Raw genomic sequence first — 25,643 nt, 5'->3', positions numbered from 1 at the left:
TGGGGAGGCGGCCTGTGGCAACTGATGCGGGGTGCGTAATGTGTCGGTAATCCCGGGCCCTGATACTGATGTCTCCCCCTCATGCCCGGGCGGTGGTGCACAGACCGTCTGAACTGCAAGGATGTGGCTATGGACAAGCAGCAGGAGTTCGTGCTCCGCACTCTCGAAGAGCGTGACATCCGGTTTGTGCGCTTGTGGTTCACCGATGTGCTCGGCTTTCTGAAGTCGGTCGCGGTGGCTCCTGCCGAGCTGGAGCAGGCGTTCGACGAGGGCATCGGCTTCGACGGCTCGGCCATCGAGGGCTTCGCCCGGGTGTACGAGTCCGACATGATCGCCAAGCCGGATCCGAGCACGTTCCAGATCCTGCCGTGGCGCGCCGAGGCCCCGGGCACCGCGCGGATGTTCTGCGACATCCTGATGCCCGACGGCTCCCCGTCCTTCGCGGACCCGCGCTTCGTTCTCAAGCGCATCCTGGCCAAGACCTCGGACCTGGGCTTCACCTTCTACACCCACCCCGAGATCGAGTTCTTCCTGCTGAAGGACAAGCCGCTGGACGGCACCCGCCCGGTGCCCGCCGACAACTCCGGCTACTTCGACCACACCCCGCAGAACGTCGGCATGGACTTCCGCCGCCAGGCGATCACCATGCTGGAGTCGATGGGCATCTCGGTCGAGTTCAGCCACCACGAGGGCGCGCCGGGCCAGCAGGAGATCGACCTGCGGTACGCCGACGCCCTCTCCACGGCCGACAACATCATGACGTTCCGCCTGGTGATGAAGCAGGTGGCGCTGGAGCAGGGCGTGCAGGCGACCTTCATGCCCAAGCCCTTCTCGGAGTTCCCCGGCTCCGGCATGCACACCCACCTCTCCCTCTTCGAGGGCGACCGCAACGCCTTCTACGAGTCCGGCGCCGAGTACCAGCTCTCCAAGGTCGGCCGCTCCTTCATCGCGGGCCTGCTCAAGCACGCCGCCGAGATCTCGGCCGTCACCAACCAGTGGGTCAACTCCTACAAGCGCATCTGGGGCGGCTCGGAGCGCACGGCGGGTGCGGGCGGTGAGGCCCCCTCGTACATCTGCTGGGGCCACAACAACCGCTCCGCGCTGATCCGCGTCCCGATGTACAAGCCCGGCAAGACCGGCTCCGCCCGCGTCGAGGTCCGCTCCCTGGACTCCGGCTGCAACCCCTACCTGGCGTACTCCCTGCTCCTCGCGGCGGGCCTGAAGGGCATCGAGGAGGGCTACGAGCTCCCGGCGGGCGCCGACGACGACGTCTGGGCCCTGTCGGACTCCGAGCGCCGCGCGATGGGCATCGAGCCGCTGCCGCAGAACCTGGGCGAGGCGATCTCGCTGATGGAACGCAGCGAACTGGTCGCCGAGACCCTCGGCGAGCACGTCTTCGACTTCTTCCTGCGCAACAAGAAGCAGGAGTGGGAGGAGTACCGCTCCGAGGTCACCGCGTTCGAGCTGCGGAAGAACCTGCCGGTGCTGTAGGGCGCAGGTCAGGACGGTTTTCCTGCCGAACGGTGAGCGGGGCCCGCGGTCGATGACCGTGGGCCCCGCGCCCGTCTCAGGCGCCCTGGGCCGTCTGTGGGCCGTCCGGCGCGGAACCCGTGCCCTCGTACAGGCTGTCCACGGCGCTCCGGGTCCGCCCCTCGCTGCTCGGCAGCAGGTGCGTGTAGACCCGGAGGGTGAACCCGGGGTCCGTGTGCCCCAGGTACGTGCTGAGCGCTTTGATGTGCTCCCCGGCGTCCAGGAGCACCGACGCGTAGAAGTGCCTGAGCGCGTGCATGCCGTGAGATCCGTGACGCTCGCCAAAAGCGATTTCTGCTGGTCTCGACCTACTCCTCAGCACCCACGCTCCTGTTGCTCCTTTTTGTCGGGAACATAGCTACATGGGGGCGCGTCGACCTGGCCCGCATCAACCTGGCCTGCATCCCACTTCTCGTCGCCCTCTTGGTGCTGTGTCTGGTCGTCCGCAAATACAGCACCAAGGTCGTCGCCTATAGCAGGCTCCTCTTGGACGAATGGGAGCCGGGGTACGCGGCCGCGAAGAGGATTGACCTTGAGCTTGCCACCGAGCGAAGGCGCCTTTCGGCAGCATCGACCAACCTGCCAACTGAGACCCGCCGCCACATCTACCGAGAGACCGCTCCAGCGGCCATCGAGCAGTACCGCTCCGACGGACTTCGCTACCGACGGGTCCATAATCTCTTCCAGAGCGTCATCATCCTCGGCTCGCTGGCCACGTCGACAGCGGCGAGTCTCGCGGACACCCCAGCGCCCTACAAGTGGGTCACCGTTGGCACCAGTTTCTCGGTCGGTCTCGCGGCAGGCTTCACCGGCTATTTTAAGTTCCGTGAGCGCAGCTTCTACCTCCAGCAAACGGCCGATGCCATCGAGGAGGAATACGACGCCGTGAACCTGAAGGTTGGCCGCTACAAGTCGAGTACAGACGACGAGGCCGCCCTTCTGGAGTTCACCGAGCGGGTTGAGATCCTCAAGAACGATCAGCGCAAGCGGCAGCAGCAACTGGACCAGCCAACAGAGACGCCCGAAGGCTAACTCCGTTGTCCTGCGTCTTTACCCAGGCCAACATCCGCCAGCCATGAAAGCACATCACGCTCGGACCTCGTGTCCCCCCTCCACCTGAGAGTGGTTGGGATCGGTCGCGAGCGTGCTTCGGTAAATACCTTATGGGGAATCCTTGGCTGCCTGACGCCTGGCAGCGCGTGCCGCCGCCATACGCGCCCGCTGCGCCGGTTGGACATAGAGAATGAACACGGCCTCATCGATCAACTCGGCAATGTCCGCGATCTCCTCTGCGGAATACGCCAACCCGTCATGAACCGCATCATTCCCGACCACTCTTGCCTCATGGAAAGCGTCCACGACATTCTGCGAGACACCTTGTGTAGCCAAAGAGGTTATCCGGTTATGCAGATTGCTTCCAGTAGCACCCTGCTCTTTAGTTATCTGCTCCACGACCGCCCGATAGCCGACACCCGCCAGCCGGTAGGCCCCTGCCGCCTCAGCCAGGGCCGCTTCGCTGAATATCTCGCGCACCAACGAAGGGGCATCCGAAGAAATCTGGCGTGGTTTCGGCGCCGCCCCCGGATATGCTTGCGTAAGCTCAACAGTCTCGTAACGTGCGGCCGAATCATTTCCGCTGGGATTTATTGCAGTCCAAAGGAATAGACAGTTGGCCGAGCAGTAGTCACAGGTTAGTTTGATGGTGAATAGCGTTAGGTTCTGATTTTTGCCATCCGTGAATTTTCGAGTCAGGCCTTGGAGCTCCTGGCGAGCCGCTACCTGCATCGACGTATTCATTGCGCAGTGAGGACAGCACAAATAGACCTGGCGCTTAGCGAATGCCCTTTCATTCACGGGCTCAATCTCTGAAAGCTGATCAGATAATTCACGCACAGTCGGACAGTAGCTCATCACCTCTCCCCCCGTCATCTGATTTCCGCGCACACCCTCCGGATTTGTGCACGGCCAGGCACCTCGCGCCCAATCCCAAGTTGTCAAGGTGCGCAAGAGCGGCTCACAGGGGGTCAGCACCGGTGGCGATGGCACGGCCCTCTTGAGAACCGCCCAGGTTCTTGTCGACCCGTCCGTTCACACCCTCCATTGTCCTGGTCGTTGTCCAATACGCCGACGTCCACCACCGTTCACCGCAGTACGCGCACCTCGCCTGACCTGCCACCTAAACCCCCGCGAACGCCCCTGGGCGGCCCACGCACAGTTGGAAATCGTGTTGGGGGCAACCCCTCACGAGACGGCATGCGGTCAGGTCGGGTGATTCGAGGGCCCGCGGGCCATGTGCGGGCCAGCGAGCCGAACTAGGGGGCAGAAACAGCCTCTGACCAGCGCGTACGTACTCCCGACTCGCCGGTCTTGAAAACCGTTCCTGATCACTGTCATGACCAGGGTCTACGCTCCGGGGTGTGGATGATCAGACCTACGACGATGCCTACCGCTGTTGGCAAGCATCGCTGACGACCCTGATGAGTGATCCCGCACTGCTTGCACGGTGGCAGGAGCGCCGCTTTCGGTTCGCTCATAGTGTCGGGGCCCTTCTGACCGAGGCGCATGGAGACGGCCCCGCTGTGACAGGGCCAGTCCTCTACGGAGTGTTCGCCGCCGGTGCAGGCCTTTGCTACGTAGGACAGACACAGGAGGCTGAGCGCCGCCTGAGGGACCTGCCAGTGGGAGAGAGCCACCACTTGGCCAACACGGTGCCGCCCGAACTCTGGGAGCGGGTGATAGCGATCCGCTGGCCGCTGCTGCTCCCCGACACTCCTTCAGGAGAACAGCTGTTGGCCGAGGAGATGGGCCGAACTGTGTGCGGCCTCGCGTTGGAGCACGCCCTTCAGGTGGCAACTGCACCACCCTTGAATAGTCGCCGGCGGCGCATGTCCGGCGACTGGCAGCCGCGAAAACTCGCACAGAGCCGCTCCCGAGGTGCCATCCATGCACAATCCATACCGTGCCTGACCCAACTGGTCATTGCTGCTTGGTCAGCTCTGTCGGAGGCGGACGTGCCGGAGCACTCAGCAGTCGTCGACATCGGTACCGGCCGAGTGGTGTTCCCGACAGCACTGCATAAGCGACCAGGTTGCTGAGCGGTGGCGGCATCAGGTCGAGGGGGATTCCCCCACTGCCAGAACCTCCTGTACATGGCTGGCGTGCACAGGACCTGGCTCGTCAGCTTGCGTCCTGGATGAGATCGATGCTGCCGGCCAGCCGCTGAAAGGTGAGGGTTGCACCTCACCGCGCCGCACCGTCCGTTCCTAACTTGGTCAGGGTGAAAGCCCGAACTAGGGGCCGTCTGTGGGCCGTCAAAGGGCGGCCCACAACGACCATCAGCGACCACCAACGCCCCTGCTCTTGCTGGTCAGCGGTGCCGCACCTGATACACGTAGAGGCCGTCGGAACGGCTCATCAATTCCTGCGCAACAAGAAGCAGGAGTGGGAGGAGTACCGCTCCGAGGTCACCGCGTTCGAGCTGCGGAAGAACCTGCCGGTGCTGTAGGGGCGAGTACGGGTCCCTCCGGCATTCGGGGGGTCCCGGCGGGCGGGTGCGGCCGGCGCGGTGTGTCATGGCAGGGGCGGCCGTACGCCGCCCCGCGCCATGCACTGCGAGGAGCACCCCATGACCCAAGGCCTGAAGACGATCATCTACCCCGTCAAGGACATCGCCGCCGCGAAGGCCCTGTTCGGCGGGCTGCTCGGGGTCGAGCCCGTGATGGACGAGCCGTACTACGCGCAGTTCGACGCGGCCGGGCAGGAAGTGGGGCTCGACCCCAACGGCCACGGCAAGGGGATGACGGGACCGGTCCCGTACTGGCACGTCGACGACATCGACAAGACCATGAAGGCCCTCCTCGACGCGGGCGCCGAGTCGCTCCAGCCCGTCCAGGACGTCGGCGGCGGCCGGCTGACGGCCTCGGTCAAGGACGCCGACGGCAATGTGATCGGCCTGGTCCAGCCCTCCTGAGGCACGCGCACGGCGGGCCCGCCCCCCTGCGGGGGCGGGAATACCGTCCGGCCGGGGCCGGTTGCGGCTGCTGAGAGCCAGCCGCCTGTGCCGTGCGACCTTAAGGATTGAGCATGCCGTTCGTCCATGTCGAGTACTCGGAACGTCTCGCCCCGACCTTCGACCGCCAGGCCTTCGCCCGCGAGGTGCACACCACCGCGCCGACCGTCATCGACGCCCCGAGCGTGGGTTTCAAGACGCGCTTCCGGCGGATCGAGGAGTCCTGCTTCGGCGAGGGCGACGACACCATCGACGCCGTCTTCATCCAGCTCTCGATCCTCAGCGGCCGCACCCGCGAAACTCGTGAGAAGCTGGCCGAGACGGTCCGCGACATCGCCGTCCGGCACGCGAAGGCCTCCGAGGGGCACCGGCTCCAGGTGATGGTCGAGGTCCGCGAGATGGAGCGCGAGTCCTACCGCTCGCACAAGGACTGACCCCGACGGCCGCGCCCCGCAGAGCCGTTCAGCCGAGGAACACCGGCGCCAGACCCGCCGTCAGCAGGCGGCGGGGGGTGCCCGTGCCGTCGGCGGGGAGGGTGTAGAGGTCGGCTCCGTAGTCGCCCGGCAGGGAGTACGTCACCGTGTCGTCGTCCTGCCACACCAGCTGGTCGTCCACGCTGCGCGGCTCCGCCAGCGGGGTCTCGCGCATCGTGGCGAGGTCCAGGACGTACAGGCGCCAGGGCGCGTCCGCCGGGAGGCCCGGGACGCGTTTTTTGAAGGCCAGGCGGGTGCCGTCGGGGGAGAGGGAGGGGCACTCCAGGTTGGTGCGGAGCGTGGTGACCTTGCGGGACGGCAGGTCGCCGCGGACCAGATAGGTCTTCCCGGCCGTCGCCATCGTCGCGTAGAAGCGGGTGTCGTCGGCGAAGGTGACACCCCAGAAGTTGACGTCCGAGGCCCGGTACGGGTGCCCGTCGCGCTCGATCGCGAAGTCCTCCAGGGTCTTGGTGAGGTGGCCGGTGCGGGTGTCGAGGATCGCCGTGCGGGTGGAGAAGTTCGTGCCCGCGTACGAGTCGCCGCCCACGAAGACCGTCCAGGCGGCCAGGTGCCCGGACGGGGAGACCCGGGCCCGGGTCGGGATGCCCGGCAGGCCGTAGTGGGCCCGCTCCTTCAGCTCCGCGTCCAGGACCACGGCCCGGTAGCCGTCCCGCACCGCGCCCCGCTCGGCCTGGAGGCACACCCCGGTGCCCCCGGCCGCGTGGAAGCGCAGGCACTTCACCCCGGAGGCGGTGCGCGGCCCGGAGGGGCCGGCGGCCGGGACCGAGGCCAGCTCGTCGCGGTGCGGGCCCCAGGCCATGCTGCGGAAGACGATCCGGGGGCCCGCGCCGGGGGCGAGGGAGACCTCGCCGCCGCGCACCGGCGGGCCGCCCGTCTGGACGCGGTTCTTGCGGTCCTCGCGGCCCGCCGCGTGCAGCACGGACGCGGTGGCCACGCCCGCGAGCACGACCAGGGCCGTGACCAGGACGATCAGCTTGTTGCGCAGGGTCATGCCGGTGTTCCCCCGTCGTTACGGGCCGGGCCGGCCGGGCGCAGCAGCACCGCACCCGCCGCGCAGACCGCCAGCGCCACCGCCGCCGTGCCCAGCGCCGTGCGGTCGCCCCACGCCGTCCACGCCGCGCCGAACGCGATCGAGCAGACGAAACGGGCCGACGCCTGGCCGGTCTGGATCAACGCGAGTCCGCTGGAGCGCAGTTGGGCCGGGACCGCGCCCGCCGCCGCGGCCATCAGGACGCCGTCGGTCGCCGCGTAGAACAGACCGTGCAGGGTGAGGACGACGTACGGCAGCGCCGCCCCGCGCCAGCCCGGCAGCAGCAGGGCGTACGCGCACAGCAGGGCCGCGTGGCCGCAGAGGAAGACCTGCCAGCGGCCCACCCGGTCGGCGAGGCGGCCCAGCGGCACGGCCAGCAGCAGGAACGCGGCGGCCGTGCCCAGCGGCAGCAGCGCGAACCAGCGGTCGGGGACGTCCAGGCGACGCTGGAGCAGGAGGTAGACGAAGGAGTCGCTGACCGTCGCCAGTCCCAGGAGCAGCGCGCAGAGCGCCAGTCGGCGCACCTCGCGCTCGCCGAGGAGCGCGAGCGCCGCCTTCAGCGAGGCGCGCGGGGCGCCGGGTGCCCGCTCGGGGGCGGCGGTACGGGCGGGCACGAACAGCACCAGGACCAGGACGCCGACCGCCGCCACACAGAAGCTGACCGTGAAGACCGCGTCGTACCCGTCCACGGCCTGACGCAGAATCAGGAACGCGGCCAGCGGCCCGAGGAGCGCGCCCGCGGTGTCCATCGCGCGGTGCACGCCGAACGCCCGCCCGCGCGCCTCGGGCGCCGAGGCCAGCGAGATCATCGCGTCGCGCGGGGCCGTGCGCAGCCCCTTGCCCGTACGGTCGGCGGCCAGCACCGCACCGATCACCGGCAGCGAACCCGCCACCAGGAGCAGGGGTTTGCACACCGCGGAGAGGCCGTAGCCGAGGACCGCGACGGTCTTGTGGCGTCCGCCCCGGTCGGCGAGATGGCCCCCGACGAGGCGGACGAGCGCGCTGAAGCCGTTGTAGACCCCGTCGAGCAGGCCGAACCCCAGCGGGGACAGACCGAGGCCGGTGACCAGGTAGAGCGGCAGGACGGCGGTGACCATCTCCGAGGAGACGTCGGTGATCAGGCTGACCGCGCCCAGGGCCAGCACGGTCGGGGCCACGGCGGGACGCCGCCCGGGGGTGAGCCGGGCGGCGGGGGCCGCGGGAGTGCCGCGGCTGTCTGCTACGTACACGTCGTCAGGCCCAGATGCCCGTGATGTCCGAGGCGTTGGCGGCCTGGCCGGCGTGCGTGGTGCCGTACATGTCCTCGATCGTGCGGAGCAGGTTGTAGTGGTTGTACGTGGTCGAGGAGGTCGAGCCGGGGACGACCGGCTGGCCGTAGAGGACGGTCGCGATCTTGTTGCCCGCGAGCCGATTGTCCTCGTCGAAGGTGACGACGAGCAGGCTGTTGTGGGTCCTGGCCCAGTCCGCGTACGCCTTGAGGTTGGTCTTCAGCCAGGTGTCGCCGGTGGAGACCGAGCAGTCGTGCATGTCGCTGCACAGGTTCGGCACGACGTAACTGACGGTGGGCAGCGTGGTGAAGTCCGTCGGGAACTGCGCGAGGGTCTTGGCGCTGGACGTCGGCACGTTGGAGAAGCCGAACCACGGGTTGTGCTTCTGCGCGTACTTGCCGCTGCTGCACGTGGTGGAGCCCTGGCTGGGCAGCGACTCGTTGTAGCTGGCCCAGGTCCTGCCCGTGGCGATGATCTCGGACGCCAGGTTGGGCGCGGAGGAGAAGCCGACCTTGACGCAGCTGTCGCTGGTGACGCCCTGCGTGGAGCCGGAGAACATCGCGTAGTAGTTGGGCTGGCTCGGGTGGGTCTCGGCGAACGACTGGGTGAGGTTGGCGCCGCCGCTCTTGAGCGCGTTGATGTACGGGGCGCTGGAGCTGCCGATGACCTGGTTGTACGCGTGGTTCTCGAAGACCACCACGACGGTGTGGTCGGGGGTGGGCAGGGTCGCCGTCGTCGAGGCGGCGGACGTGCCCCCGAGCCCGGCCCACAGGCCGGCGGACGCGGCGACGAGGCCGAGAGCGGTGACGAGGGCGGTGCGGGTGCGGCGGGGTATGGACCAGCCGGACACGGCGGTACCTCCGGTGTGGGGGATGTGGGGGGCGGTGCACCGTGAGGGTAGGGCGGGCGGTTGAAGACGGGAAGATCCTTGCGGGTGAAGGAAACGGGAACGCTTGGTGGTGCCCGGAGTCCGCGTGAGGCCCGCCCTGCCCTGAGCGCGCAGTTCCCCGCGCCCCTGATGGGCCGGGGGTCCGTCTGCGGACGGGTGGTGGGCTGGCCGCGCAGTTCCCCGCGCCCCTGGTGGGCCTGGGGGTTGTCTGGCCCTGCGTTTGCCGGGGTCCTTTGGGTGCGGGTCTGTCTGCGGGCCGGTGGGGGCCGGCCGCGCAGTTCCCCGCGCCCCTTGGGTAGTCGGCCGCAGCCGGAGAACCCAGCTCAGCCACAGACATCCAGGGGCGCGGGGAACTGCGCGGGCAACCCACCACGATCCGCAGACGAAAGATGTCGTCAGGGGCGCGAGGAACCGCGCGAGGAACCTGTCACGGTCCGCAGGTGAACGACGCTTCGAGGGACGCGGGGAACTGCGCGACCGGCCCACCGGCCCGCAGGTGAACGACGTCTTTAGGGGCGCGGGGAACTGCGCGATCAGCCCACCACCGGCCCGCAGACGGGCTCCCGGCCCATCAGGGGCGCGGGGAACTGCGCGGCCAGCTCACCATCGGGCCGCAGACGGATTCCCGGCCCATCAGGGGCGCGGGGAACTGCGCGATCAGCCCACCACCGGCCCGCAGGTGAAACACCAGGCGACCCCCGGCCCCCGGCCACCGCCCCCCCCGCAGCCGCCCGCCCAAGGGCCCCCTACGCCCCGTAGAACAACCGCTCCACCACCCCCCGAGCCCGCCGCGTAACCCGCCGGTAGTCGTCCAGCATGTCCCCGACATGGCCCGGCTCGTAGCCCAGGTAGCGGCCGACCGCCGCCAGCTCCCGCCCGTCGGACGGGAACGTGTCACCGGGCCGCCCCCGCACCAGCATCACCCCGTTTCGCACCCGCGTGGCCAGCACCCACGCGTCGTCCAGCGTCACCGCGTCCTCGGTGGTGAGCAGGCCCGCCGCGTGGGCGGCGCAGAGCGCGGTCCGGGTGCGGGTGGTGCGCAGGCCCGGCTCGGCCGCGCCGTGGCGCATCTGGAGGAGCTGGACCGTCCACTCGACGTCCGAGAGGCCGCCGCGCCCCAGCTTGGTGTGGAGCGTCGGGTCGGCGCCGCGCGGCATCCGCTCCGACTCCATCCGCGCCTTCAGCCGCCGGATCTCCCGCACCGCGTCCTCACCGAGCCCCTCGGCCGGGTAGCGCAGCGGGTCGATCAGCTCGACGAACCGCCGCCCCAGCTCCGCGTCGCCCGCCATCGGCTCGGCGCGCAGCAGCGCCTGGCTCTCCCACACCAGCGACCAGCGGCGGTAGTACGCGGCGTAGGACGCCAGCGTGCGCACCATCGGGCCGCTCTTGCCCTCCGGGCGCAGATCCGCGTCGATCAGCAACGGCGGGTCGGCGGTGGGCAGTTGGAGCAGGCGGCGCATCTCGGCGACGACCCGGTTGGCGGCCCGGGTGGCCTCCTGCTCGTCGACACCCTCGCGCGGCTCGTGGACGAACAGGACGTCCGCGTCCGAGCCGTAGCTCAGCTCGTGCCCGCCGAAGCGGCCCATGCCGATGACCGCGAACCGGGTGGGCAGCGTCTCGCCCCACTCCGCCCGCACGGCCGCCCGCAGCGCGCCCGAGAGGGTCGCCGCGTTCAGGTCGGTCACCGCGTTCCCGACCCGGTCGACCAGCGCCCCCGGGTCCTCCTCGGCGGGGCTGTCCTCCGTGCCGTAACTGCCGATCAGATCGGCGGCCGCGGTGCGGAACAGCTCCCGGCGGCGTACGCCACGGGCCGCCGCGACCGCGCCCTCGGCGCTCTCGGAGCGGTTCACCGCGGCCAGCACCTCCTGCTCCAGCGGCTCGCGCAGCCGGGGCCCGAGGCCCTCCGGGTCGCCCAGGATCGCCACCGCCTCCGGGGCGCGCAGCAGCAGGTCGGGGGCGAGGCGCCCGGCCGAGAGCACCCGGGCGAGGTTCTCCGCGGCCGCGCCCTCGTCGCGCAGCAGCCGCAGGTACCAGGGTGTCTTGCCGAGCGCGTCGGAGACCTTGCGGAAGCCCAGCAGACCGGCGTCCGGGTCGGCGGAGTCGGCGAACCAGCCGAGCAGCACCGGCAGCAGGGTGCGCTGGATGGCGGCCTTGCGGGTCACGCCCGAGGAGAGCGCCTCCAGGTGCCGCAGGGCCGACGTGGGGTCCGCGTAGCCCAGGGCCTCAAGACGCTGGCCCGCCGCGCGCGGGCTGAGCCGGGTCTCGCCGGGGGAGAGCTGGGCGACCGCGTCCAGCAGCGGCCGGTAGAAGAGCTTCTCGTGCAGCCGCCGCACCACCGAGGCGTGCTTCTTCCACTCCCGGTTGAGCGTGCTGACCGGCTCGGTGTGCAGGCCGAGCGAACGGCCGAGGCGCCGCAGGTCGGCCTCGTCCTCGGGCACCAGATGGGTGCGGCGCAGCCGGTAGAGCTGGATGCGGTGCTCCATCGCGCGCAGGAAGCGGTACGCCTCGTCGAGCTGGGCGGCGTCCGCGCGCCCCACATAGCCGCCCGCCGCGAGCGCGCCGAGCGCGTCCAGGGTGGTGCCGCTGTGCAGGGTGGCGTCGCTGCGGCCGTGCACGAGCTGGAGGAGCTGGACGGCGAACTCGACGTCCCGCAGGCCGCCGGGCCCCAGCTTCAGCTCCCGCTCCACCTGGGCGACCGGGATGTTGTCCACGACCCGGCGGCGCATCTTCTGCACGTCGGCGACGAAGTTGTCGCGCTCGGCCGCCTGCCACACCAGTGGCGAGACTGCCTCGATGTAGGCGGCCCCCAGCTCCGGGTCCCCGGCCACCGCCCGCGCCTTGAGCAGCGCCTGGAACTCCCAGGTCTTGGCCCAGCGCTGGTAGTAGGCGAGGTGCGAGGAGAGCGTGCGCACCAGCGGGCCGTTGCGGCCCTCGGGGCGCAGATTGGCGTCCACGGGCCAGATGGTGCCCTCGACGGTGGTCTCCGAGCAGATCCGCATGAGGTGGGAGGCGAGCCGGGTGGCGGCCTGGAGCGCCTTGCGTTCGTCGGCCCCCTCGGCGGGCTCGCCGACGAAGATCACGTCGACGTCGGAGACGTAGTTCAGCTCGTGGCCGCCGCACTTGCCCATCGCGATCACCGCGAGCCGGCACAGGGCGGCGTCCTCGGGGGCCGCGGCCCGGGCGATGGCGAGCGCCGCCCGCAGGGTGGCGGTGGCCAGGTCCGCGAGCTCGGCCGCCGCCTCGGCCACGTCGGTGGTCCCGCACACGTCACGGGCCGCTATGGCCAGCAGGCACCGGCGGTAGGCGATCCGCAGCGCCACCGGGTCCTGGGCCCCGGCCAGGCCCCGCTCGAACTCCGCCACCCCCGGATGCAGGTCCGCGGCCTCGTAGGTGACGAGGGCGTGCCAGTCGCGCGGATGCCGGGCCAGATGGTCGCCGAGCGCCTCGGAGGCCCCCAGGACCCCCAGCAGCCGGTCCCGCAGCGGTTTGGCGGTGATCAGGGTGTCCAGCAGCGCCCGCCGCTCGGCCGGGTCCTGCGCCTCCACGATCCGTACCAGACCGGCGAGCGCCAGATCCGGGTCGGCGGTGGCGCCCAGCGCGTCCAGGAGTACCGGGTCGGTCCGTACGGAGGCGAGCTCGGGGACGTCGAGGAGTCGCTCGGCCGCCGGCGGATCGGTGAAGCCGAACCGCAGCAGCCGTGTGAAGGTGCTGCTCCTGCGCCCGGGCACCGCCGTCATACCGCCGCCTCCTGCTGTCACCGCGCCCGGCTCCGCGCCGGATCAAGCTCGGGAACGAGCCTATCCGGAGCGGGCCGGGCGGGGGCGGGCGAGGCAGGGGTCAGGCACGGGCCGTGCCGGTCACCACACGGCCGCGCGGCGCGGCCCCGATCCGGCGCGGCAGCCGGTGCGGCAGCTTTCCGTACCAGACGCGGGACAGCAGGAAGCCGAAGGCGAGGCACAGGACGCCGCCCACCGCGTCCAGCCAGAAGTGGTTGGCCGTCGAGACGATGACGACCAGGGTCGCCACCGGGTAGAGCAGACCCAGGACGCGGGCCCAGGGGGTCTTGGCGAGCGCGAAGACCGTCAGACCGCACCACAGCGACCAGCCGATGTGCATCGACGGCATCGCCGCGTACTGGTTCGACATGTTCTTCAGGTCGCCCGAGGCCATCGAGCCCCAGGTGTGGTGGGCCAGGACGGTGTCGACGAAGCCTCCGCCGTTCATCAGGCGGGGCGGCGCCAGTGGGTAGAAGTAGTAGCCCACCAGGGCCGCGCCGGTGGTGGCGAAGAGGGCGAGGCGGGAGGCGGCGTAGCGGCCGGGCTGGCTGCGGAAGAGCCACACCAGGACGCCGATGGTCACCACGAAGTGGAGGGTGGCGTAGTAGTAGTTCATGCCGGTGATCAGCCATGTCACCGAGTTGACACCGTGGTTGACGGAGCGCTCCACGGCGATGCCCAGGTGCCGCTCGACCGACCAGAGCCAGTCGGCGTTCTCCAGCGCCTGCGTCTTCTGCTCGGGGACGGCGTTGCGGATCAGTGAGTACGTCCAGTAACTCACCGCGATCAGGAGGACTTCGAACCAGAGCCGGGGGCGGCGCGGGGTGCGCAGCCGCGCGAGGAGCGAGGCGGGTGCTGCCGGGACCGGCGGCGTCGGCGCTTCGGAGGGGTGCTCTTCCGTCAGGGGTGAGGGCGCAGCCGACGAGGCGGCCGACGGGGTGTCCGCCGTACCTTCCAGAGTCTTCACGGTCATTTCACCCATAGCGAGAGAGTCTGCCAGACGGACCCACTCCCCGCAGATCGTCCTCCGGTCGGGTTCGGTCCGGATTTCTCCACCCAGTGGAGGACTCCTCGGGGACGAGAGAGTGACTCTTCCCCCGATTTTAGGCCGAAGCGGGCGCCCGCCCCACCGGAGGACTACTTGGGAGCCGGTCCAGAAGCGGTTGAACCGCGAACCACCAGCTCGGGCATGAACACGAACTCGCTGTGCGGCGCGGGGGTGCCGCCGATCTCCTCCAGGAGCGCGCGGACCGCCGCCTGTCCCATCGCCGTCACCGGCTTGCGGATCGTGGTCAGTGGGGGGTCGGTGAACGCTATGAGCGGCGAATCGTCGAAGCCGACCACCGAGATGTCCTTCGGCACCTCGAGACCGGCCTGGCGGGCCGCCCGGATCGCCCCGAGCGCCATCATGTCGCTGGCGCACACCACGGCCGTGCAGCCGGCCGCGATCAGCGCGGTGGTGGCGGCCTGGCCGCCCTCCAGCGTGTACAGCGAGTGCTGGACCAGCGCCTCGGCCTCCAGGGGGGTCAGCCCCAGCGCGTCCTCCATCGCGGCCGTGAAGCCCTCGATCTTGCGCAGCACCGGGACGAACCGCTTGGGGCCCACCGCGAGGCCGATACGGGTGTGGCCGAGCGCGGCGAGGTGGGTGACCGCCAGACGCATCGCCGCCCGGTCGTCGGGGGAGATGAAGGGCGCCTGCACCTTCGGCGAAAAGCCGTCCACCAGCACATATGGCACGCCCTGGGCGCGCAGCTGCTCGTAGCGGTCCATGTCGGCGGTGGTGTCGGCGTGCAGCCCGGAGACGAAGATGATGCCCGAGACACCCCGGTCCACCAGCATCTCGGTGAGTTCGTCCTCGGTGGAGCCGCCGGGCGTCTGGGTGGCCAGGACCGGGGTGTACCCCTGGCGGGTCAGCGACTGTCCGATGACCTGGGCGAGCGCCGGGAAGATCGGGTTCTCCAGCTCCGGCGTTATCAGACCGACCAGACCGGCGCTGCGCCTGCGCAGCCGCACCGGCCGCTCGTAGCCGAGGACGTCGAGGGCGGCCAGCACCGATTCACGGGTGCCCGCGGCCACACCGGGCTTGCCGTTGAGCACGCGGCTGACTGTGGCTTCGCTGACCCCCGCCTGGGCTGCGATGTCGGCAAGCCGTGCGGTCACGGGATTGGACTGTACCGGTCGCACGTCAGATTGCCCACCAGACCGCTGATTCGGCGGGGATCGTGACGTTACCGCCCGTGAACTCCAGCGCCGAGGTGGACAGCAGCGGGCGTCCCGGGACCGCGAGTTGGGCCGCGTCGGCGCCCGTGTTGACCGTGCACACGAACCCGGGCCGGGCGAACGCGAGCACGTCCGCAGGGGCCTGGAGCCACTCCATGTCGCCGTCCCCGAGCCCCGGCAGCTCACGGCGCAGGGCGAGGGCCGAGCGGTAGAGCTCCAGGGTGGAGCGCGGATCGCCCGACTGCGCCTCGACGGACAGGCCGCGCCAGGAGTCGGGCTGCGGGAGCCAGCTGCCTCCGCTGCCGAAGCCGTAGGAGGGTCCGTCCTCGGTCCACGGAATCGGCACCCGGCAGCCGTCGCGGAAGCCGTCCTGGCCCTCGGCGCGGAAGAAGGACGGGTCCTGGCGCACCTCGTCGGGCAGATCGGTCACCTCGGGCAGGCCCAGCTCCTCGCCCTGGTAGAGGTAGACGGAGCCGGGCAGCGCCAGCATCAGCAGGGCCGCGGCCCTGGCCCGGCGCAGGCCCCGGGCACCGCCGCCGTAGCGGGTGGGGTGGCGCACCACGTCGTGGTTGGAGAGCACCCAGGTGGTGGGAGCGCCGACCGAGCGGGTCGCCGCCAGCGAGGCGTCGACGACCGCGCGCATCTCGGCCGCGCCCCACGGGCAGGTGAGGAACTGGAAGTTGAAGGCCTGGTGCAGCTCGTCCGGGCGTACGTACAGGGCGAGCCGCTCCGGTGAGGGGGCCCAGGCCTCGGCGACCGCGATGCGCTCCCCCTCGTAGGAGTCGAGCAGCCGGCGCCAGGAGCGGTGGATCTCGTGGACGCCGTCCTGGTCGAAGAACGGCAGCTCCTGGGCGCCGATGAGCCTGGCCTGCTCGCGGGCGCCGATGTCGGGCAGCCCGGCCGCCTTGACCATGCCGTGCGCCACGTCGATCCGGAAGCCGTCGACGCCGAGGTCGAGCCAGAAGCGCAGCACCGACTCGAACTCGGCCCGCACCTCGGGGTGTTCCCAGTTGAGGTCGGGCTGCTCGGGGGCGAACAGGTGCAGATACCACTCGCCGTCCTCGGTACGGGTCCAGGCCGGGCCGCCGAAGACCGACTCCCAGTCGTTGGGAGGAGCGGCGCCGCCCTGGGCGGGCACGGCCGGGCGCCTGCCGGGGTGGAAGTGGTAGCGCTCGCGCTCGGGGCCGCCGGCCAGCGCCGCGCGGAACCAGCTGTGCTGGTCGGAGGTGTGGTTGGGGACGATGTCGACGATCACCCGCAGGCCCAGCCGGTGGGCCTCGCGGACCAGGTCGTCGGCGTCCTGGAGATCCCCGAAGAGCGGGTCGACCGCCCGGTAGTCGGCCACGTCGTAGCCGCCGTCGGCCTGCGGGGAGGCGTAGAAGGGGGTGAGCCAGACGGCGTCCGCGCCGAGCGCGGCCAGATGCGGCAGCCGGGCCCGGATACCGGGCAGGTCGCCGATGCCGTCGCCGTCGCCGTCCGCGAAGGAGCGCACGTACACCTGGTAGATCACGGCGTCGCGCCACCACCCGGTGCCGCTCGCGGAGGCCCGCTCCGCAGCGTCCGCGACGGCGGTGGTCGTGGTCGGCTCCTGGGTCATGAACGGGTCCCTCTCCGGTGGCCTGCACGGGGTTCTGCGCCTACGGGATCAACGCCGCCGCACCTCGAAGGTAACAGTCCTGCAAGGTCTTGCGGAAGCTTTGCAAGGGTGCCGCGCACCCCTCGGACGTGCCCGTGGAGTACCGGAACCCCTCCTGACAAGGCGCGCGACGGCAACCGTGTGGACACGCGGATGTAACGATCGACCGGCCTTGCAGAAATTCTTCGCAAGGTCTTTCGGTCTTCTTTCATCCTTGTTACGTTCCTGGCGATCCGGCGCCGTGATGGCGCGGCACCCGTTGAAGGAGTTCACATGCGACGTGGCATAGCGGCCACCGCGCTGGTCGCGGCCCTGGCGCTCGCGGCGACGGCTTGCGGCGACAGTGACAGCAGTGACAGCGGTGAGAAGAAGGGCTCGGGTGAGCTCTCCGGCACCGTCACATGGTGGGACACCTCGAACGACACCGAGAAGGCCACGTTCAAGAAGATCGCCGAGGACTTCCACGCGCAGCACCCCAAGGTCACCGTCAAGTACGTCAACGTGCCGTACGGCGACGCGCAGAACAAGATCAAGAACGCGTTCAGCAGCGGCTCCGACGCCCCGGACGTGATCCGCGCCGATGTCGGCTGGGTCTCCGACTTCGCCTCGCTCGGCTACCTGGACAAGGTCCCGGACGCCAAGGCGAAGGAAGTGGACTCCGCCTTCCTCAAGCAGGCCGCGGCCAGCGGAAGGTACGACGGCCAGATGTACGCCGTCCCGCAGGTCATCGACACCCTCGGCCTCTTCTACAACAAGAAGATGCTCAAGGACGCGGGCGTCGAGCCGCCGAAGTCCCTGGAGGAGCTGAAGACGGCCGCCGCCGCCATCAAGTCCAAGACCGGCAAGACCGGTCTGTATCTGCGCGGCGACGACTCCTTCTGGTTCCTGCCGTTCATCTACGGCGAGGGCGGCGACCTGGTCGACGCCAAGAACAAGAAGGTCACCGTGGACTCCCCGGCCGGGGTCAAGGCCTTCAAGGCCGCCCGCGACCTGGTCACCTCCGGCGCCGCGATCACCAACGCCACCGACGGGTGGAACAACATGGAGACCGCCTTCAAGTCGGGCAAGGTCGCCATGATGGTCAACGGCCCCTGGTCGGTGGCCGACGTGTACGCGGGCGACGCGTTCAAGGACAAGTCCAACCTCGGTGTCGCCGTCGTCCCGGCGGGCTCGGCCGGCCAGGGTGCCCCGCAGGGCGGCCACGACCTCGCCGTCTACGCGGGCTCCAAGAACCGCGACGCCTCGCACGCCTTCGTCGACTACCTGACCTCGCAGACCGTCCAGGTGCAGACCACCAAGGCGCTCAGCCTGCTGCCGACCAGGACCGCCGCGTACGACCAGCCGGACGTGCGGTCCAACGAGATGGTCAAGTTCTTCAAGCCGGCCGTCGACAAGGCCGTCCAGCGCGCCTGGATCCCGGAGAACGGCTCCCTCTTCGAGCCGCTGAAGCTCCAGTTCACCAAGGCCGTGACCGGCGCCTCCTCGCCCGAGGAGGCGGCCAAGGCCTCCGCCACCGCCTTCCACAAGATCCTCAAGGACTGGAAGTAGCGGACGGGCGGCGACAGACGGGTACTGACTGACATGACTGTCCACACCGGCCAGTCGACGGCGAAGGCCGCGGGCGAGGGTGCCCGCGGCCGGGGCCGCGCGACCGGCGAGCGCCCCGGCCGGCTCCGGCGGGCGCTCTCGACCCACTGGTACGCCTGGACCATGGTCGCCCCCGTGGTGATCGTCCTCGGCGTGATCATCGGCTGGCCCCTCGGCCGAGGCGTCTACCTGTCGCTCACCGACGCCAACGAGCGCAACGTCGGCCGCACGATCGGCGCCAACCACATCGACGCCACGTACACCTTCGTCGGCCTCGACAACTACGTGGACGTGCTGAACGACCCGGTCTTCCTGCAGCGGCTGGTGTGGACCGTGGTGTGGACGGTGTGCTGTGTCACCACCACGTTCCTGCTCGGCCTGGCGCTGGCGAACATGCTCAACCGGCAGTTCCGGGGCCGCGCCGCCTACCGGATGATGCTGATCCTGCCGTGGGCGGTCCCGGGTTTCGTCTCGGTGTTCGCCTGGCGCTTCCTCTTCAACCGCGACAACGGCCTGCTCAACAAGGTCCTGGACGGCGGCGGCATCGCGGCGGTGCCGTGGCTGGACGACCCGACCTGGGCGAAGTTCTCGGTCATCGCGGTCAATGTCTGGCTGGGCGTCCCGTTCATGATGGTGGCGCTCCTGGGCGGGCTCCAGTCGATCCCCGGCGAGCTGTACGAGGCGGCGGAGATGGACGGGGCGGGCCCCTGGAAGCGCTTCCTCTACATCACCGTCCCCGGCCTGCGGTCGGTCTCCTCCACGGTGATCCTGCTCTCCACGATCTGGACGTTCAACATGTTCCCGGTGATCTTCCTGCTGACGCGGGGCGGCCCCGGTGACTCCACCGAGATCCTGGTGACGCAGGCGTTCCGGCAGGCCTTCGTGGAGAGCCCGCGGGACTTCGCCGGATCGGCGACGTGGGGCGTGCTGATCCTCGCGGTGCTGATGGTCTTCGCGCTCGTGTACCGGCGCTCGCTTCGCAAGCAGGGAGAGGTGTGGTGACGATGTCGTCGGCAGGGGAGTCCGCGCGTACGGATGGTCCGGTACGGGAGGCTGCGCGCGGGCGGGAGTCCGCGTCCACGGAGGGGCCTGTGCGGGAGTCCCCGTCCGCGCGGGGGCCGGTGCGGGGCAGGCGTTCGCCGCTCGCCTCCGTCGGGCTGCACGCCACGCTGATCACGGCGTCGGTCATCGCCGTCTTCCCCGTCCTGTGGGTGCTGCTGACCTCGCTGAAGCCGGCGAAGTACGCGATCACCACGGACTTCTTCAAGGACACGACGCTCGACAACTACCGCTATCTGGTGGACAAGACGAGCTTCTTCACCTGGTTCGGGAACTCGGCGCTGATCGCCGGGGTGACGACGCTGCTCGGCGTCTTCATCTCCGCGACCACGGGTTACGCGGTGAGCCGTTTCAGGTTCCCCGGGATGCGCCCGCTGATGTGGACCCTCCTCATCACCCAGATGTTCCCGATGGCGATCCTGATCGTCCCGCTCTACAACCTCATGGGCCAGCTGGGGCTGCTGAACCAGCCGGTGGGGCTGATCATCACGTATCTGACGATCGCGGTCCCGTTCTGCGCCTGGATGATGAAGGGCTTCTTCGACGGGATCCCGGTGGAGATCGACGAGTCGGGGCGGGTGGACGGGCTGAACCCGTTCGGCACGTTCTGGCGGCTGATCCTGCCGCTGGCCAAGCCCGGGCTCGCCGTGACGGCCTTCTACTCCTTCATCACGGCGTGGGGCGAGGTCGCGTACTCGTCGGCGTTCATGGTCGGGGACGAGAACCTGACGCTGGCGGGCGGGCTCCAGACGTTCGTCACCCAGTACACGGCGAACTGGGGCCCGATGACGGCGGCGTCCGTGCTGATCGCGGTGCCGGCGGCGGTGTTCTTCCTGTTTGCGCAGAAGCATCTGGTCGCGGGGATGACGGCGGGGGCGACGAAGGGGTGAGGTCTCTTTCCGGGGGCGTAGCCCCCGGACCCCCGGCCGGGGGCTACGCCCCCAGCACCCCGGGGCCTGCGGCCCCTGGACCCCGGTTCGCGTTCATCCGCAGGTCCGTGGGGGCTGGTCGCGCAGTTCCCCGCGCCCCTGAAGGTCCGGGGCTCCGCCCCGGACCCCGCTCCTCAAGCGCCGGAGGGGCTTGATCGTCCCGCCGAGGGGCCGGACACACAACGCCGGTCCCCGAAGGGGCGCGGGGAACGGCGCGAGCAACCCACCACCACCCGCGGACGACGACCGGGCCCAAAAAGGGCGCCCCGCCCGGAGAAACCACCACACCGACCACCGACCCAGGGACGAAATGACCCCGCACCTCACCGCCCCCGCCACCACCCCCACCGGGGACACCCGCACCGGCTGGTGGCAGGACGCCGTGATCTACCAGGTCTATCCGCGCAGCTTCGCCGACGCCAACGGCGACGGGATGGGTGACCTCAACGGCGTCCGCACCCGCCTTCCCCACCTCCGCGACCTCGGCGTCGACGCCGTCTGGCTCTCCCCCTTCTACGCCTCCCCGCAGGCCGACGCCGGATACGACGTCGCCGACTACCGCGCCATCGACCCCATGTTCGGCACCCTGCACGACGCCGACGCCCTGATCCGCGACGCCCACGACCTGGGCCTGCGCATCATCGTCGACCTCGTCCCCAACCACTCATCCGACCAGCACGAGTGGTTCAAGCGGGCCCTGCGGGAGGGGCCGGGATCGCCGCTGCGGGCGCGGTACCACTTCCGCCCGGGGCGCGGCGGCAGCGGCGAACTGCCGCCCAACGACTGGGAGTCCATCTTCGGCGGGCCCGCCTGGACCCGTACCGAGGACGGCGAGTGGTATCTGCACCTGTTCGCCCCGGAGCAGCCCGACTTCAACTGGGAGCACCCGGCCGTCGCCGACGAGTTCCGCTCGATCCTGCGGTTCTGGCTGGACATGGGCGTCGACGGGTTCCGCGTTGACGTCGCCCACGGCCTGGTCAAGGCGGCCGGGCTGCCCGACATCGGCGGCAGCGAGCAGCTCAAACTGCTCGGCAACGATGTCATGCCCTTCTTCGACCAGGACGGCGTCCACGAGATCTACCGCTCCTGGCGGCTGATCCTCGACGAGTACCCCGGCGAGCGCATAGCCGTCGCCGAGGCGTGGACGCCCACCGTGGAGCGTACGGCCCACTACGTACGCCCCGACGAGCTGCACCAGGCCTTCAACTTCCAGTACCTGGGCGCCCCTTGGGACGCCGCCGCGCTTAGGGAGGTCATCGACGCCTCGCTCGCCGCGATGCGCCCGGTCGGCGCCCCCGCGACCTGGGTGCTCTCCAACCACGACGTCACCCGGCACGCCACCCGCTTCGCCAACCCGCCGGGCCTGGGCACCCAGTTGCGCACCCCGGGCGACCGTGCGCTGGGGCTGCGCCGGGCGCGGGCCGCGACGCTGCTGATGCTGGCGCTGCCCGGCTCGGCCTACCTCTACCAGGGCGAGGAGCTGGGCCTGCCGGACGTCACCGATCTGCCCGACGAGGTGCGCCAGGACCCGTCCTTCTTCCGCGCCGAGGGCCAGGACGGCTTCCGCGACGGCTGCCGGGTGCCGATTCCGTGGACCGAGGACGGACCCTCCTACGGCTTCGGCAGCGGAGGCAGCTGGCTCCCGCAGCCCGAGGGCTGGGGCGCGCTCTCCGTCGAGGCGCAGACCGGCGACCCCGGCTCCACCCTGGAGCTCTACCGCGCCGCCCTCACCGCCCGCCGCGAACACCCCGGCCTCGGCAGGGGCGACGCGGTCCGCTGGCTCCCGGCCCCCGAGGGCGTCCTGGCCTTCGCCCGCGAGGGATTCGTCTGCACGGTCAACCTCACCGGGGAGCCGGTCCGGCTGGCCGCGCCCGCCGCCGGGAAGGTCCTGCTCTCCAGCGCGGGCGGCGAGGTCCCCGTGGAGGGCGAGGAGTTCGTCCTCGACGCCGACACCACCGTGTGGTGGGCGGTGTGACCGACGCCGGGCCGCGCCTCGCCGAGATCGCCTCCCAGGCGGCGGTCAGCGAGGCCACCGTCAGCCGGGTGCTCAACGGGCGCCCGGGTGTCGCGGACGCCACCCGCCAGCGGGTGCTCGCGGCCCTGGACGTCCTCGGCTGGGAGCGGCCCGCCAAGCTGCGCCACCGCAGCGCCGGACTGGTCGGCCTGGTCACCCCGGAGCTCACCAACCCCATCTTCCCCGCCTTCGCCCAGGCCGTGGAGCAGGTGCTGGCCGGGCACGGCTACACCCCGGTGCTCTGCACCCAGCTGCCCGGCGGGGTGACCGAGGACGAGCTGGTGGAGCAGTTGGAGGAGCGCGGGGTCAACGGCATCGTGTTCCTGTCGGGGCTGCACGCCGACACCGCCGCCGACCCCGCCCGCTATGTCGCGCTCAGCGAGCGCGGGGTCCCGTTCGTGCTGGTCAACGGGTACAACGAGCGTATCCGCGCCCCCTTCGTCTCGCCCGACGACCGCGCGGCGATGGCGATGGCGGTGGGCCATCTCGCCGACCTCGGCCACACCCGCATCGGCCTGGCGGCGGGACCGGCGCGGTATGTGCCCTCGCGGCGCAAGGCCGAGGGGTTCACGGCCGCGCTGGAGGAGCGGTTCGGGCTGCGCGCCGAGGAGGCCGCCGGGTACATCGGGCACACCCTCTTCAGCGTAGAGGGCGGCCAGGTGGCGGCGGGCACGCTGCTCGACCAGGGGTGTACGGGCGTGGTGTGCGCCAGCGACATGATGGCCCTCGGGGCGGTGCGGGCGGCGCGCGAGCGCGGGCTCGCGGTGCCCGGCCAGGTGTCGGTGGTGGGCTTCGACGACTCGCGGCTGATCGCCTTCACCGACCCACCGCTGACCACCGTCCGCCAGCCGGTACGGGCGATGGCGACGGCGGCGGTGGGGGCGCTTCTGGAGGAGATCCGGGGCAATCCCGTCCAGCGCACGGAGTTCGTGTTCCAGCCGGAGCTGGTGGTGCGGGGGTCCACCGCGCGCGTACGGGACTGACCGGCGGGCGGCCATCGGGCGCGCCCCGTGTGCGCCATGCTTGCTCATCGCGTGCTCACGAGTGACGTCGATCTGATCACTCCTGGCCTCTTTGCGATTGTTTCCAGTTGAACCGGGCCATCGTGACGGGAGTCGGCGATCGTCTGGTCCAGACTGTGCCCGTGTTGGGGAATCTTCCGGCGGAGACCACGAGCTTCGTGGGCCGGTCCGCGGAACTGGCCACCCTGGACGGCCTGCTGCGCGACCACCGGCTCGTCACGGTCACCGGCCCGGGCGGCGTGGGCAAATCCCGGCTCGCCCTGCGCGCCGCCCGCGAGCGCCGCGCCTTCTGTCCCGACGGGGTGTGGTGGGTCGAGCTGTCCCCGCTGTGCGACGCCGAACTGCTCGACGCCACCGTCGCCGACCACCTGGGCGTCACCGACCAGAGCGCCCGCAGCGCCGCCGAGGCGCTGTGCGGGCGGCTCGCCGACAAACGGCTGCTCCTGGTCCTCGACACCTGCGAACACCTGGTCTCCGCCTGCGGCCACCTCATCGGCGAGCTCCTCCAGACCTCACCGGGCCTCACCGTCCTCGCCACCAGCCGGCAGCCCCTGGGGCGGCCGGAGGAACGGGTCCTCCCGCTCGGCCCGCTGCCCCCCGCCGGCGCGGCCCTCACCCTCTTCAAGCAGCGCGCCGTCGACGCCGTCCCGCATCTGTCGCTGAAGTCCTTCGAGACCCCCGCCCGCGCCGAGGCCGCCGCCGCCGTCTGCCGCAGACTCGACGGCATCCCCCTCGCCATCGAACTCGCCGGCGCACGGCTGCGCCTGTGGAGCGTCGAGCAGCTGGCCGAACGCCTCGACTCGCGCTTCGAGATCCTCACCGACACCCGGACCGACCGGCTGCCCCGGCACCAGACCATGCGCACCACCATCGGCTGGAGCCACGAGCTGTGCGCCCCGCTGGAGCGGCTGCTGTGGGCCCGGCTCTCGGTGTTCGCAGGAGGCTTCGACCTCGCGGCCGCCCAGGACGTCGCCGCGGGCGGCCCGCTCGCCCCCGAGGCCGTCGGCCCCGCGCTCGCGGGTCTGGCCGCCAAGTCCGTCGTCCGGCCCGGCACACACCGCGGCCGGACCGTCTACCGGATGCTCGACACCATCCGCGAGTACGGCCGGCAGTGGCTCGGCGAGCTCGGCGAGGAGGCGGCCGTGGCCCGTCGGCACGCCGAACGCTGCCGACGGCTGGCCGGCGCCGCGGAGACCGAGTGGCTGGGCCCGGACCAGGTCGAGTGGTACGAGCGGCTGGAAGCCGAACAGGCAGACGTGCGCGCCGCACTGGAGCACCTGCTCGCCCACGACCCCGGCGCCGCGCTCGACCTGGTCGCCTCCCTCTGGTTCTTCTGGTTCTGCTGCGGCCATCTGCACGAGGGCCGCGGCTATCTGGAGCGCGCCCTCGCCCTCTGCCCCGAGCCCGGCGACCGACGCGACCGCGCCGAATGGGTGCTCGGCGCCGTCGCCCTCCTCCAGGGCGACCTGGAGACCGCGCTGCGCCACGGCCGGCGGTCCGTCGCGCGCGCCGAGGACCCCGAGTGGCGCCTGCGCGCCGCCCATCTGCTCGGTGCCGCCGTCCTGATGCCCGGCGACGCCGAGGGAGCCCTCGACATCTGCACCCCCGCCCTCGACGCGGCCGGGCCCGGCTTCTCGCCCGGTTCCGCCCTGTGCGCGCTCGTCCGCCTCTACGCCCTCACCAACCTCGGCCGCCACCAGGAGGCCGCCGCCGAGGCCGCCCTGCTGCGCGACCGGTGCGCGAGCCGGGGGGAGCGCTGGATGCGGGCGTACGCCGACTACGTCCTCGCCGTCACCGCGCTGGCGCTGGGCCACGCCGGCGAGGCCGCCGAGCACGCCCGCGCCATGCTGACCGGCAAGCGGCTGCTCCACGACAGCTTCGGCATCGCCGTCGGACTCGACCTGCTCGCGTGCGCGCTCGCCGCGCGCGGCGACGGTGAGCGCGGCGCCCAGGTCCTCGGCATCGGGCAGGAGTACTGGCGTACCGTCGGCAAGGCCCAGATGGGCGCGCCCCGGCTCACTGCCGTACGCGAGGAGTGCGAGCGCCGGGCCAGGGCCGCGCTGGGCGACCAGGCGTACGACAGCGCCTTCCACCGGGGGGCGCGCGCCGGGCTCGACCAAGGGCTCAGCCATGCCCTCAAGGGTGATTTCGCACAGGGCGGTTGACCTGGGGACCGCGCG

The 25,643-nt window shown here is 70.8% G+C and carries 19 protein-coding genes and 2 pseudogenes; 12 read left to right on the top strand and 9 right to left on the bottom strand.

The window, feature by feature from the left end:
- The first annotated feature begins 129 nt into the window (after positions 1–129).
- A complete protein-coding gene (locus ACZ4MU_RS12360; RefSeq protein WP_365112511.1) occupies positions 130–1,491 on the top strand; it encodes a glutamine synthetase family protein in 1,362 nt (453 codons plus the stop codon).
- Positions 1,492–1,567: 76 nt separating this feature from the next.
- Here ACZ4MU_RS12360 and ACZ4MU_RS12355 read toward each other — a convergent pair.
- Positions 1,568–1,795, bottom strand: a pseudogene (locus ACZ4MU_RS12355) (tyrosine-type recombinase/integrase); the annotation flags it as partial.
- 68 nt (positions 1,796–1,863) lie between these two features.
- On the opposite strand from ACZ4MU_RS12355, the gene ACZ4MU_RS12350 reads away from it, so the two are divergent.
- The gene (locus ACZ4MU_RS12350; RefSeq protein WP_467874514.1) at positions 1,864–2,562 is read left to right on the top strand and encodes an SLATT domain-containing protein; all 699 of its coding nucleotides are present in this window, start codon (positions 1,864–1,866) and stop codon (positions 2,560–2,562) included.
- A 129-nt stretch (positions 2,563–2,691) separates the two neighbouring features.
- Here the strand turns inward: ACZ4MU_RS12350 and ACZ4MU_RS12345 are convergent, their stop codons facing one another.
- Positions 2,692–3,423: a DUF4145 domain-containing protein gene (locus ACZ4MU_RS12345; protein WP_467874511.1), complete on the bottom strand. Its 732-nt coding sequence runs from the start codon at positions 3,421–3,423 to the stop codon at positions 2,692–2,694.
- A 524-nt stretch (positions 3,424–3,947) separates the two neighbouring features.
- Between ACZ4MU_RS12345 and ACZ4MU_RS12340 the strand changes: the two genes are divergently transcribed.
- From ACZ4MU_RS12340 to ACZ4MU_RS12325, 4 genes and pseudogenes are all read left to right on the top strand, one after another.
- Positions 3,948–4,625 (top strand): hypothetical protein, encoded by a 678-nt coding sequence (locus ACZ4MU_RS12340; protein WP_467874509.1) that lies wholly within the window; start codon positions 3,948–3,950, stop codon positions 4,623–4,625.
- 323 nt (positions 4,626–4,948) lie between these two features.
- Positions 4,949–5,035 (top strand): annotated as a pseudogene (locus ACZ4MU_RS12335) (glutamine synthetase); the annotation flags it as partial.
- 120 nt (positions 5,036–5,155) lie between these two features.
- On the top strand, positions 5,156–5,500 hold the full coding sequence (locus tag ACZ4MU_RS12330) for a VOC family protein (RefSeq protein ID WP_467874507.1): 345 nt from the start codon (positions 5,156–5,158) through the stop codon (positions 5,498–5,500).
- A 113-nt stretch (positions 5,501–5,613) separates the two neighbouring features.
- The gene (locus tag ACZ4MU_RS12325; protein WP_467874505.1) at positions 5,614–5,973 is read left to right on the top strand and encodes a 5-carboxymethyl-2-hydroxymuconate Delta-isomerase; all 360 of its coding nucleotides are present in this window, start codon (positions 5,614–5,616) and stop codon (positions 5,971–5,973) included.
- Positions 5,974–6,001: 28 nt separating this feature from the next.
- On the opposite strand, the gene ACZ4MU_RS12320 is transcribed toward ACZ4MU_RS12325, so the two are convergent.
- The 7 genes from ACZ4MU_RS12320 to ACZ4MU_RS12290 form a co-directional block, all read right to left on the bottom strand.
- A complete protein-coding gene (locus ACZ4MU_RS12320) occupies positions 6,002–7,024 on the bottom strand; it encodes a TolB-like translocation protein (RefSeq protein ID WP_467874503.1) in 1,023 nt (340 codons plus the stop codon).
- Positions 7,021–8,292, bottom strand: a complete 1,272-nt coding sequence (locus ACZ4MU_RS12315; RefSeq protein WP_467874501.1) for an MFS transporter — start codon at positions 8,290–8,292, stop codon at positions 7,021–7,023. The genes ACZ4MU_RS12320 and ACZ4MU_RS12315 overlap by 4 nt, the downstream gene beginning before the upstream one ends.
- A gap of 4 nt (positions 8,293–8,296) precedes the next feature.
- Complete coding sequence (locus ACZ4MU_RS12310) at positions 8,297–9,181, bottom strand: alkaline phosphatase family protein (protein ID WP_467874499.1); 885 nt, start codon at positions 9,179–9,181, stop codon at positions 8,297–8,299.
- A 785-nt stretch (positions 9,182–9,966) separates the two neighbouring features.
- Positions 9,967–12,957, bottom strand: a complete 2,991-nt coding sequence (locus tag ACZ4MU_RS12305) for a bifunctional [glutamine synthetase] adenylyltransferase/[glutamine synthetase]-adenylyl-L-tyrosine phosphorylase (protein ID WP_467874497.1) — start codon at positions 12,955–12,957, stop codon at positions 9,967–9,969.
- 100 nt (positions 12,958–13,057) lie between these two features.
- Positions 13,058–13,978 (bottom strand): phosphatase PAP2 family protein, encoded by a 921-nt coding sequence (locus ACZ4MU_RS12300; protein WP_467874495.1) that lies wholly within the window; start codon positions 13,976–13,978, stop codon positions 13,058–13,060.
- A 155-nt stretch (positions 13,979–14,133) separates the two neighbouring features.
- Entirely contained in the window at positions 14,134–15,156 is a 1,023-nt protein-coding gene (locus ACZ4MU_RS12295) for a LacI family DNA-binding transcriptional regulator (RefSeq protein ID WP_358832856.1), read from the bottom strand.
- Between the two features lie 25 nt (positions 15,157–15,181).
- Positions 15,182–16,813: a glycoside hydrolase family 13 protein gene (locus ACZ4MU_RS12290; protein ID WP_467874493.1), complete on the bottom strand. Its 1,632-nt coding sequence runs from the start codon at positions 16,811–16,813 to the stop codon at positions 15,182–15,184.
- Positions 16,814–17,125: 312 nt separating this feature from the next.
- Here ACZ4MU_RS12290 and ACZ4MU_RS12285 point away from each other — a divergent pair, with 312 nt between their 5' ends.
- The 6 genes from ACZ4MU_RS12285 to ACZ4MU_RS12260 all read left to right on the top strand — a co-directional run bounded on the left by ACZ4MU_RS12285 (position 17,126) and on the right by ACZ4MU_RS12260 (position 25,628).
- Positions 17,126–18,400 (top strand): extracellular solute-binding protein, encoded by a 1,275-nt coding sequence (locus ACZ4MU_RS12285; protein WP_467874490.1) that lies wholly within the window; start codon positions 17,126–17,128, stop codon positions 18,398–18,400.
- A 33-nt stretch (positions 18,401–18,433) separates the two neighbouring features.
- The gene (locus ACZ4MU_RS12280; RefSeq protein WP_467874488.1) at positions 18,434–19,441 is read left to right on the top strand and encodes a carbohydrate ABC transporter permease; all 1,008 of its coding nucleotides are present in this window, start codon (positions 18,434–18,436) and stop codon (positions 19,439–19,441) included.
- A gap of 89 nt (positions 19,442–19,530) precedes the next feature.
- Positions 19,531–20,388 (top strand): sugar ABC transporter permease, encoded by an 858-nt coding sequence (locus tag ACZ4MU_RS12275; RefSeq protein WP_467874486.1) that lies wholly within the window; start codon positions 19,531–19,533, stop codon positions 20,386–20,388.
- 349 nt (positions 20,389–20,737) lie between these two features.
- Positions 20,738–22,402: a glycoside hydrolase family 13 protein gene (locus tag ACZ4MU_RS12270; RefSeq protein ID WP_467874484.1), complete on the top strand. Its 1,665-nt coding sequence runs from the start codon at positions 20,738–20,740 to the stop codon at positions 22,400–22,402.
- Positions 22,387–23,424, top strand: a complete 1,038-nt coding sequence (locus ACZ4MU_RS12265) for a LacI family DNA-binding transcriptional regulator (protein WP_467874482.1) — start codon at positions 22,387–22,389, stop codon at positions 23,422–23,424. Before ACZ4MU_RS12270 ends, ACZ4MU_RS12265 begins: the two co-directional genes overlap by 16 nt.
- A gap of 161 nt (positions 23,425–23,585) precedes the next feature.
- Positions 23,586–25,628 (top strand): ATP-binding protein, encoded by a 2,043-nt coding sequence (locus ACZ4MU_RS12260; RefSeq protein ID WP_467874480.1) that lies wholly within the window; start codon positions 23,586–23,588, stop codon positions 25,626–25,628.
- Positions 25,629–25,643 lie beyond the last annotated feature (15 nt).

The sequence above is a fragment of the Streptomyces sp. NPDC026377 genome (genome assembly GCF_055567715.1).
Note: the sequence above shows the minus strand (reverse complement) of the source record. Positions and strands in the feature narration are given on the sequence as shown.

What these genes read in the sequence shown, in the direction of transcription:
- ACZ4MU_RS12330 (WP_467874507.1), top strand. Translation starts at nt 5,156, where the DNA reads ATGACCCAAGGCCTGAAGACGATCATCTACCCCGTCAAGGACATCGCC.
- ACZ4MU_RS12360 (WP_365112511.1), top strand. Translation starts at nt 130, where the DNA reads ATGGACAAGCAGCAGGAGTTCGTGCTCCGCACTCTCGAAGAGCGTGAC.
- ACZ4MU_RS12325 (WP_467874505.1), top strand. Translation starts at nt 5,614, where the DNA reads ATGCCGTTCGTCCATGTCGAGTACTCGGAACGTCTCGCCCCGACCTTC.
- ACZ4MU_RS12285 (WP_467874490.1), top strand. Translation starts at nt 17,126, where the DNA reads ATGCGACGTGGCATAGCGGCCACCGCGCTGGTCGCGGCCCTGGCGCTC.
- ACZ4MU_RS12305 (WP_467874497.1), bottom strand. Translation starts at nt 12,957, where the DNA reads ATGACGGCGGTGCCCGGGCGCAGGAGCAGCACCTTCACACGGCTGCTG.
- ACZ4MU_RS12290 (WP_467874493.1), bottom strand. Translation starts at nt 16,813, where the DNA reads ATGACCCAGGAGCCGACCACGACCACCGCCGTCGCGGACGCTGCGGAG.
- ACZ4MU_RS12270 (WP_467874484.1), top strand. Translation starts at nt 20,738, where the DNA reads ATGACCCCGCACCTCACCGCCCCCGCCACCACCCCCACCGGGGACACC.
- ACZ4MU_RS12280 (WP_467874488.1), top strand. Translation starts at nt 18,434, where the DNA reads ATGACTGTCCACACCGGCCAGTCGACGGCGAAGGCCGCGGGCGAGGGT.
- ACZ4MU_RS12320 (WP_467874503.1), bottom strand. Translation starts at nt 7,024, where the DNA reads ATGACCCTGCGCAACAAGCTGATCGTCCTGGTCACGGCCCTGGTCGTG.
- ACZ4MU_RS12300 (WP_467874495.1), bottom strand. Translation starts at nt 13,978, where the DNA reads ATGGGTGAAATGACCGTGAAGACTCTGGAAGGTACGGCGGACACCCCG.